Here is a 9046-nt window from a genome sequence, read left to right on the forward strand (position 1 = left end):
ACTGGTAGGGCCGCTCCCTGAAAGGAGCGGCCTTATTCTTTGGTGGGAAAGGCGTCTTTAACAAGTCTTCCGGCGGGATTTCATGCTTCCATGGCGGGGTTGGGATTCCCGGCCGGGGCCAGGTATCCCGTTCCGGGGTCCGTGCCCAGGGAGGAAAGAAGGCTCCTGTGGCGCGGCAGGGATTTGGCGCGGGAGACGGCGGCGGCGGGGTCCAGCACGTTGCCGAAGGTGATGGCGCCCATAGGGCAGGCGAGCTGGCAGGCTGTTTGCGCCGCGCCGTCCGGCAGGAGCAGGTCTTTCTCCGTCACGTGGATGGAAGTGGAGGGCTGGCCCGGGTGTTCCTTCATCAGGCGGGATTTGTGCCTGATTTTGGCGCGTTCCACCATCTGGACGCAGTAGGTGCATTTTTCCATGACGCCGCGGGAGCGGACGGTCACGTTCGGATTGCGCTGGAGGCGCGTGGCTTCCCCGGAGGCCTTGGCATAATCAAAAAAGTTGAAGCGGCGCGCCTTGTACGGGCAGTTGGTGGCGCAGTACCGGGTACCCCAGCACCGGGCATATACCATGGCGTTCAGGCCCTCCGTGGTATGGACGGTGGCGTTCACGGGGCACACGGACTCGCACGGGGCCTTGCCGCACTGCTGGCAGGCCACGGGAATGGCGGTGAGCGCCCCTGCCTCCGTGAAATACCGGTCAATGCGAATCCAGTCCAGCGCGCGTCCCTTCGCCATCTGGTCACGGCCCACCACGGGAATGTTATTTTCCGCCCGGCAGGCGATCACGCAGGCATTGCAGCCGATGCAGCGGGACGTGTCGATCGCCATTCTCCATTGGTACACGCCCTCCGCGCCGGACGGCGTGAACGGAGCCGGAGAGGCGCCGGACTGAAGGGCGAAGGGGGAGGGCTGCACGACGGGGCTTTGAACAGCTTCCGTACGTTCCGGAAGGGCGCGCAGGGCGGCCTGTTCCGGGGAAATTCCACAGCCTGCCGTTTTTTTCACCTGACTGCGGAATGCATAACCGTCGGAATTCTCCTGCCTCTCCGCTACGTGGTTCATGCCGCCATACCCCAGGGGAAGAACCATCAGATTCTCCGCCACTCCGGGAATGGGGCAAAGGATGGCTTCCATCCGTCCGCCGGGGACGGTCAGAGTGCAGAGCATCGGCCCGGAATCCACGCCTCCCAGCCGCCGGAAGGTGGCGGGGGAAACCTGTGCGGACGCCGCCCAGCTGACGCCCGTTACGGGGTCCGGGCATTCCTGCATCCAGGCGTTGCGCTTCCAGCGGCCGTCCCCGATGGAATAATCCGGGCAGAATTGCAGTTCCAGCAGGCCGTTTTCCAATCCGCTTCCGCCGTTGCCGGAGGGAGCAACGGGCGCTTGCTCCATGGTGGTTCCGAGGGCTGTTTCTTCCTGCGGGGACAGGGGGGGATAAGCCGTTTCTTCCGAATAGCCGCGCTGGAGCGCCTGTGTCCAGGCCGCAGTCTTGTTTTCCGGATTCACGGCGCGTTCAAAACATTTGCGCGCCCGGTGGTAAATGGGGGAAAGGTGCGTGGGCGAATTGTCCGCCGTGATGAGGTGGCCCTTGGTGGAAAGCAGCCCGGAAAGCACTTCTTCCGCAGAAATGCCCCCGTACAGGGGAAGAATGACGGGCTGGCGGTAGCAGAATCTGCCGCGGCAGTCCCGTTCCACTCCCCATGATTCCAGAAAATGGGCCGCCGGCAAATGCCATCGGCAGGCGCGTGAGGTTTCATCCTCATACATCCCCAGATGAATGCTCTCCGTTCCGTTCAGGGCTTCCGCCAGTGCGGAGCCGTGCCCGGAATCCAGCACGGGATTTCCCGAATCCAGCAGGAAGGCGATATCCACCTCTTTCTTCCGGATATCCCGGATGAAATCCTCCAGCGTTCCGTGGGGCGGCGTGGACGGAGCCTTCAACAACTGGACGCACGTTCCGATAGAGCCGAGAAGGAGGTTGAGCTTCCAGACGCTTGCGGACAGTTCCGGATGATTGTCCCCCAGCAGGACCACGCTTTCTCCGGGATGGCTGAATAAATCGTCCGCGCAGTGGCGGAGCCAGGTGAATTCCCTTTCCGTCAGGGAGCGGTCCGTCTGCCGGGGAGGCTCTAGCGTCTGAAGGGAGGTTTTTTTACCGGAGAGATAGCGGAACAATTCCTCCAGAAAGACCGCCAGGCGCGCGGGGGAAACGGGCAGCCTGTGGTCGGCATGGGCTCCGGTCAGGGAAACGCGGCCCTCCACGGCGTAAAGGCGCGTGCGGTTCCGGTTTTCTTCCTTGTAATGGAGGCCCTCCGGGGAACGGGCGGCAATGAAATCACGCGTATTGCCGTAGGGATTCTCATGAAGGAAATCGCAATCCAGGGCAAGGATGCGTTTGGCGCGTGCGAAACGCACGCGGAAGCGGACCTCCTGCGGCAAGCCTGCCTGCATGCCGGAGCCCGGCGTGGGAACGGGAGAATAGCGGTAAATCCGCACGCCGGGGTTTTTCCTGCCGATTTCCTCCAGCATGGAGTGCATCAGGGGAGAATCCGTGGCGGGAAGAAGGATGCCGATATGGCCGCCGTCCCGCAGGTTGCGGGACCAGGAGGAAAAGGCTCCGCGGAATTCGTCCCCGGAAGCCGGCTTGCCGTTAAAGAGGATATGCTTGCTGCGGCCTGGGTCGTAAAGGTCCAGAATGGAAGCCTGGGCCGTGGCCGGCAAGCCCGGGCCTTCCGGATATTGCAGGGAGGGAAGCAGCTTGACGGGACGCCCTTCATAACAGGCGGCCAGCACGGGCAGCGCGCTCCCGCCCATGGTCAGGCAGGTGGCGTAAGCCGTTTCCACGCCGGGCACGGACCATTCCGGTCCTTCATTATAGGGAACCAGGTATTTTTCCACACGGCGGCAGGCCGGAAGCCCCACCCCCACCAGGACTGCGCCCGCGCCCATCCATTTCATGAAGGAGCGCCGCGTCATTTCCCGCTCTTCTTCCGGAAGAAAAGCGGGGTGGCCCTGGGGAGCTTCATTCTGGTGAAATGGGGGAAGGGGAGTCAAACCGGAGGATGATGTGGATTAACGGGAAATGGGAACGGCTTGTTTTAGGCAATCCGGAAGGTGAAATCAAGCGGTGATTACCGGCTGCACCCATCTTCAGGGCAGCGGAAGTCCGTGGAAAAAGGGCATCCGTCCTTTTTTTGACGGTATTCAATGTAATTCATTACGGCCTCAAGCTGGGGATCGTTCAGCAGGATGGCCCTGGATTCATAATCCCCGCAATTTTCCGGAACGAGGGGAAGGTAGTCCATGGCGTCGCAGGTTTCAAGCTGGCCGCGGAGGTCCAGCGTCAGCCATGCCGGCAGGAGAAAACGGTATCCCTTTGGATCGGTAAAAACCAGGGCGTCCCGGCATGCCCGGATCATGGAAGGGGTGATGCGGCGCCAGTCGGTCCGCTCTTCACAGGGGCCGATGGCGTCACAGGTTTCCCTGGGGGCGTACATGTCGATGAGTTCCGTCGTCATCAGGCCGATGCCGTCTTCCAGAATGACGCCGTCAAAGGCGGAATCTATTTGTTCCAGGAGAAGTTCTTCTTCATGCGAAACAGGTTTGGGGGCGGGGAAGGGTTTGGAAAATTCCTGCTGAAAATAAGCCAGAATATGCGGTACCGCTTCTTCCGGAGGGCAGGAGTAAACAATGCCGAGGTCCAATTCCATAACTTCATCATACAGTAACGGTCCGGCATTCATCTATCGCGAAAATGGAAGGTATGATGACTGGAAAGGCATGTTTGCCGGGAGCCGGCCTGCGCCCGGTGGTCAATGGTGGCAGGCGGTGCAGTCCATTCTTGGCTGAATCTTCCACTGGTGTTTCAGGAAATCTCCCAATTGAAGCGGAGTTTGGATGCGGTTTCCCTCCCCGTCCCGGATGGAATGCGTGCGAAGGTAATCCGCGGCGGAATAATGGGAGCTGGCCGTCTCCTCCAGCGGGCGCAGGTGCGGGGCGGGGTCGCGGTGGCAGTCCAGGCACCACTGCATGCGGGCATCGCGCGGAGCCCTGATGCGTTCCATGCCTGCCACGTCCCCATGGCAGGAAGTGCAGCCGATGCCGCGGTTCAGGTGGGCCATGTGGTTGAAATAGGCATGGCCGGACAGGCGGTTGACCATGACCCAGCGGACCGGTTCCCCCGTATAGCCGGGAAATTGGGGGTCCGCCGCCGCTCGCAGCGGAGCGATGAGCGGGCTGTCCGGGAGAATATGCTGGTGGCAGCCCAGGCAGGACTTCGTATCCGGAATGCCGGCCCTGGGAGAGCGCTGGGCGGCGCTGTGGCAGGCCGTGCAGCTCATCTTCAGGTCTCCGGCGTGGAGCTTGTGGGAAAAACGCACCGGCTGCACGGGTTCATACTCCGGAATCTGGAAATTGACGTAATACACCCCACCCAGCGCCAGCGCGGCGGCGAGCGCAATCAGCGCGACGCCTCCGTAAAAGCGCCTGTTGGTATTGGGTGGAAAGATGTTGGCCATGGTCCGGTAGAGAGAAAAGGCGGGACCCGCCGTCAGGCCGCTCTGCCCGGCCGCGGAATGCGGGCGGGAGGCAGAGGCGTATCCATCGTCAGGTCTTCAGGCACCAGCCGCGTGGCGCTCTTCTTAATCTGTTCCCAGGTGATGCGCTGCCCGGTATGGGCCGCTTCACGCCCCATGATGGCGACCAGCGTTTTATTGGCCGCGCTTTCCAGCGTTTGTTTCCAGGTTCCGGAGCGGAGGAAACGGTAAAAGGCCACGTGCGTGTCCGCGTACATATTGCCCCGTTCCCCGCGGAAACGCCAGCGCTTATCCGCCTGGATATGGGGGCGGTACGGGGTGACCAGCATCCCTTTTTCACAAACCGTCCGGTCCACGATCTCCCCGTGGCAGCCTACCCACTGCCTGCATGAAATGTGGGCGGCCACGTTGTGGTCGTACTCGAAATAAACGTCGTAATGGTCCCACACGTCGCCGTCGTCCCGGCGCTGGGCGCGTCCTCCGGAGCCGAAGGCCGCCAGCGGAAGCTGCTCGTTCATGGACCATACCATGCCGTCGATCGTGTGGACGATCTGTTCCACGAACTGGCCGCCGCTCAGCCAGTTCCAGGCGGTCCAGTTGCGGAGGGCCCACGCCACGTCCGTATCCGAGGAAGGGCGGGAATCCAGGGCCAGCGGGGATTTGGGGGGCGTGGTGTAATACAGCCCGTCAAAGGAAAGCACGCGTCCCAGTTCTCCGGAGGAAAGCTTGCGGTGGGCTTCCTCATTCGCCTTGTCATAGCGCCAGCAGAACCCGTCCAGAATCACCAGATTTTTAAGCTTTGCCAGACGCGCGGACTCCAGCACGGAAAGCACGCCGGGAACGTCCACCGCCACGGGCTTCTCCGCATAAATGTGCTTGCCGGCGTCAATGGCCGCCGCCAGATGCTCCGGACGGAAGGCGGGAGGCGTGCAGAGCAGCACCACGTCAATATCCGTTTGAAGCAGCTTCTTGTAACCGTCCAGGCCGTCGAACAGGCGGCTCTTGTCCAGCTGGACGCGGCTGCCGTACTGTTCCGTCAGCAAATTGGAGCCGAAATCAATCCGTTCCCGAAACACGTCCGCCAGCGCCCAGACTACCGTTCCGGGGTCGGCGTCCAGCGCGTTCTTCATGGCGCCCAGGCCGCGGCCTCCGCAGCCTACCAGGCCCACCTTGAGCGGTCTTGCGTCCGTCAGGGCTTCCGCGGCGTTCAGATAGGGCATGGCTGCCAGGAACCCGGCCGTTCCAGCGGCGGTTCTCAAAAAGCGGCGTCTGTTCCAAATAGGGTAACCCATCTCAGCGGAATTATACGGCGTCAGCCCATGGAATCAAACGCTGTATTGAAATGGTGACGCAAAAAGTAGACGCAACCTCCGTTTCCGGAAATTGCGTCTACTGAGGGAACCAATGAATGCACTATATTCTGGCTATTAGGTTGAACAGGGCTACTCCCCCTGTTCAGAAAGCAAAGCGCACGCTGCGGAATATTTTGTCTGAAAAAACATTTCGTGAGAGTAAAAAACTGATTTGACTCTGGAATCCCCAGTGTTCATGATAAATCCAATGAGGCCTCCGGCTTTCCAACCAATCATCATGATGAAGCAAAATCTCATTCCTTTTACAGCGGTTTTGGCGGCATTTGCCCTTGTTTCCTGTGACGGCGGCAAAAAACAGGATCAATCCCCGGATGCCTCTGCCGCCAGCGAACAGGCCGTTCCCAAAACGCCGGGAGAAAAAATCCTGGCCGTTCTCCTTCTTATTCAGGACCAGGCTACGGCAAACGCCCATGCGGCGGAGGTGAAGGAGCTGGCCGTGGCCCTTCCCAAGGACATTCCCCATCAAGAAAGCGTGAACATCATGAATGAACTGCTCCGTCTGGCCAGCCGGGAATGCTATGGCTCCCTGTCCCTGGAAGACGCCTTGAAGGGCATCCAGTTTGACGCCGGGGAATACACGGGCAGCGTGCCTCTGGACGTGGATGGCTTTGAACCTACCCCGGACGAGCCGAAAAAGTAAATTCCCCGTGCCGGGAAACGATGGACCGTTTCTGCGCCTTTCCCGTCCCGTTCTTCCGGGAAGGGAGAGGCGTTGCTTTTCGGGCGCCGGATACGGAAAATAAATGTCCCGGCTTCCAGGCTGTTCCGGAGGGGACGGTTTTTCTGCGGTTCAGGGAAACACTCTGAATCTTTCTCCTGCTGGAAAAACATGCTGGAGGAAAAGGAGCGGAAAGATGCTCCCCTTCCGTTCTCCGGAATTTTTTTGCCCGGCTGATGGGGCAACGCCGTAAAAAGGAAGCTCAGGGCAGGGGGCGGCGCAATTCTTCAATGGCTTCCGCCATATCTTCCCGCGTAATCTTCTTGGAAATGCCTGCTTCCCCCGCCTTGGAAAGCAGAACGAAGCGGATGGTTCCGGCCCGGAACTTCTTGTCGGACGCTGTCTTCTTGAGAACCGTTTCCGTATCAATGTCATCCGGGAGAACCAGGGGAAGTTCCAGAGCCTGGAGGGTGCAAAGAATCTTCTTGGCGTCGGAAGAGCTCAACCCGGCTTTCCGTTCGCTCAGGAACAGGGCGGCGCGCATGCCGAGCGCCACGGCTTCCCCGTGCAGGATGGTGCCGTAGGGAACAGCGGCTTCAATGCCGTGGCCGATGGTATGGCCGAAATTGAGCAGGGCGCGGATATCCAGCGTTTCCAATTCATCATTCTCCACGATGCGGGCCTTGATCGCCACGTTCCGGGCAATCAGATCGGGGAGTTTGGCGATGGTATTCAGGGAAAAGCCGATGGAAAGCTCCGGTCCCAGGCCTTTCAATTCATGGAGCATGGAAGCATCCCGGATGGCCGCGTGCTTGGCGGCTTCCGCTAGGCCTTCCGCCAGCGTGCGGCGGTCCAGGGTCACCAGTGTGGTGGGGTCGATCACGACAACGGCCGGCTGATGGAACGCGCCTGCCAGGTTTTTCCCTTCCGGAATATTGACGGCAGTCTTGCCCCCTACGGAACTGTCCACCTGGGCGACTACCGTCGTAGGAATCTGCATGAAAGGAATGCCGCGGTAATAAATGGAAGCTACGAAGCCGGCCAGGTCTCCCACCACGCCGCCGCCCAGGGCGGCAATGCACCCGGTGCGGTCAATGCCCGCCCGTACCAGCTCGGAACACAGTTCCTGGGCCTGCAGCATATTCTTGGATGCTTCTCCGGCATCCACCACATGCAGGCTGGGCATGAACCCAGCGCTCTCCAGGGACTTCATCACGCGTTCCGCATAAAGCGGGGCTACGCAGGTATCCGTAATAATCGCAATCTTGCCGTCCAGTCCGGCGCGGTAGGCAAACTCACCCACGCGGTCCAGCGCGCCGTTTTCCACGTGGATATCGTAGGAACGTTCCCCGAGAGCAAGAGAAATGGTAGGCATGGGGCCAGTATGAGGCATTCCGGAAGGAAGCTCAAACGGAAAGTGCGAATGAGGCAAAGAAGATGCAATCCGCCTCTAATGCGTCCTTGTCTTAGGCGCCAGCGGGGAAAGGGTTTCCAGAATAACCTTTAAATGTTCCGCGCGTGCAGGCGTAAAGCCGCCGTCATCCTTCCAGATGATATTGCCGTTGCCGTCCAGCAGTACAATCGCGGTCTCCGCCTTCTTGTGGAGGGAAAGCCTGCGGCGCACGAAAGCCTGGTCGTAATAGGAAATAAGGGAATTGGTCTTCATGTAGAAATCCGGAATATCCCCCAGGGCCTGTGTAAAGGCGGGAACGTCCCCCTCAATGGGAGGCGGCTGCAGGACCAGCAGAATATTGTACTCCACCGGGGTGGGCGTATGCTTGTACTGCTTGCGGAGGTCTTCGCAGAACGGAAGCCACTTCTTCATGCTGTACAGGGTTTCCGGATGAAAAACGGTCAGCATGATATGGAAGCTTTTAGGCACGATGGGTGGAAGGGAAACGTTATCCCCCAGCAAATTCATGCCGTTGATATCCGGAAAACGGTAACGTCCGTTCCCTCCTCCATAAGGATGCTCGGGGTCGGGCGTTGGCAAGTGGATTTCCTGATTCTTCATGCGCGATTAGACAAAATTCAGGCGGGGATTGTTCATGGGAAGGGTTAAGTGAGACAGGTCGCGGAAAAAAGAATCCCCGTCCGTGCGTGGCCTTGGAGAAAAAGAAAGTAAGGGATAGAAATAAAGGTATCGGCAAAGAAGGCGAGCCGTCGGCCCTTGTAAAAGGAAAAAAGAAAACCTCTTCCCCCTTGGGCTGTTGAAACTCCTCGCTCGGCCAGCCCTTCTTCCCCCCTTCTTTTCTCCGGGGAGCCGATATCGTAAAAAGGAAGAAAACCCCCTCTCGTTCTCGCCGGCAAAGGGAAGGGCTCCTGGACCTTTGGGAAGACTGCTGCGCCATCCGAAAAGAAAATGTTCAAAAAAATGGCACGAGGGAGGGGAAGTATGACAAAAGCCTAACTATTTTATAAATTGGAAGTTATGAATGGACGTGACAAAATGGATGAAAGACTCTCACAAAAAACGACTCGAAA

The 9046-nt window shown here is 59.4% G+C and carries 7 protein-coding genes; 1 reads left to right on the forward strand and 6 read right to left on the reverse strand.

Annotated features, from left to right (window positions below; genetic code table 11):
- Positions 1 to 80: 80 nt before the first annotated feature.
- The 4 genes from QSJ36_RS11750 to QSJ36_RS11765 all read right to left on the reverse strand — a co-directional run bounded on the left by QSJ36_RS11750 (position 81) and on the right by QSJ36_RS11765 (position 5751).
- Positions 81 to 3050 (reverse strand): 4Fe-4S dicluster domain-containing protein, encoded by a 2970-nt coding sequence (locus tag QSJ36_RS11750; RefSeq protein ID WP_285468712.1) that lies wholly within the window; start codon positions 3048 to 3050, stop codon positions 81 to 83.
- A 77-nt stretch (positions 3051 to 3127) separates the two neighbouring features.
- Positions 3128 to 3706: a DUF6714 family protein gene (locus tag QSJ36_RS11755; RefSeq protein ID WP_250715912.1), complete on the reverse strand. Its 579-nt coding sequence runs from the start codon at positions 3704 to 3706 to the stop codon at positions 3128 to 3130.
- Positions 3707 to 3808: 102 nt separating this feature from the next.
- The gene (locus QSJ36_RS11760; RefSeq protein ID WP_022398105.1) at positions 3809 to 4513 is read right to left on the reverse strand and encodes a cytochrome c3 family protein; all 705 of its coding nucleotides are present in this window, start codon (positions 4511 to 4513) and stop codon (positions 3809 to 3811) included.
- A 32-nt stretch (positions 4514 to 4545) separates the two neighbouring features.
- Complete coding sequence (locus QSJ36_RS11765) at positions 4546 to 5751, reverse strand: Gfo/Idh/MocA family oxidoreductase (RefSeq protein WP_022398104.1); 1206 nt, start codon at positions 5749 to 5751, stop codon at positions 4546 to 4548.
- Between the two features lie 370 nt (positions 5752 to 6121).
- Between QSJ36_RS11765 and QSJ36_RS11770 the strand changes: the two genes are divergently transcribed.
- The gene (locus QSJ36_RS11770) at positions 6122 to 6544 is read left to right on the forward strand and encodes a hypothetical protein (protein WP_022398103.1); all 423 of its coding nucleotides are present in this window, start codon (positions 6122 to 6124) and stop codon (positions 6542 to 6544) included.
- 280 nt (positions 6545 to 6824) lie between these two features.
- Here the strand turns inward: QSJ36_RS11770 and aroB are convergent, their stop codons facing one another.
- Both aroB and QSJ36_RS11780 read right to left on the reverse strand, forming a co-directional pair.
- Positions 6825 to 7937: a 3-dehydroquinate synthase gene (aroB, locus tag QSJ36_RS11775; RefSeq protein WP_022398102.1), complete on the reverse strand. Its 1113-nt coding sequence runs from the start codon at positions 7935 to 7937 to the stop codon at positions 6825 to 6827.
- Positions 7938 to 8012: 75 nt separating this feature from the next.
- Complete coding sequence (locus QSJ36_RS11780; RefSeq protein WP_146020123.1) at positions 8013 to 8483, reverse strand: hypothetical protein; 471 nt, start codon at positions 8481 to 8483, stop codon at positions 8013 to 8015.
- Between the last annotated feature and the right edge of the window lie 563 nt (positions 8484 to 9046).

Source organism: Akkermansia sp. NBRC 115031 (assembly GCF_030268505.1).
GTDB classification, from domain to species: Bacteria; Verrucomicrobiota; Verrucomicrobiia; order Verrucomicrobiales; family Akkermansiaceae; genus Akkermansia; species Akkermansia massiliensis.

What these genes read in the sequence shown, in the direction of transcription:
- QSJ36_RS11755 (WP_250715912.1), bottom strand. Translation starts at nt 3,706, where the DNA reads ATGGAATTGGACCTCGGCATTGTTTACTCCTGCCCTCCGGAAGAAGCG.
- QSJ36_RS11760 (WP_022398105.1), bottom strand. Translation starts at nt 4,513, where the DNA reads ATGGCCAACATCTTTCCACCCAATACCAACAGGCGCTTTTACGGAGGC.
- QSJ36_RS11765 (WP_022398104.1), bottom strand. Translation starts at nt 5,751, where the DNA reads ATGCCCTATCTGAACGCCGCGGAAGCCCTGACGGACGCAAGACCGCTC.
- QSJ36_RS11770 (WP_022398103.1), top strand. Translation starts at nt 6,122, where the DNA reads ATGATGAAGCAAAATCTCATTCCTTTTACAGCGGTTTTGGCGGCATTT.
- aroB (WP_022398102.1), bottom strand. Translation starts at nt 7,937, where the DNA reads ATGCCTACCATTTCTCTTGCTCTCGGGGAACGTTCCTACGATATCCAC.
- QSJ36_RS11780 (WP_146020123.1), bottom strand. Translation starts at nt 8,483, where the DNA reads ATGAATTTGCTGGGGGATAACGTTTCCCTTCCACCCATCGTGCCTAAA.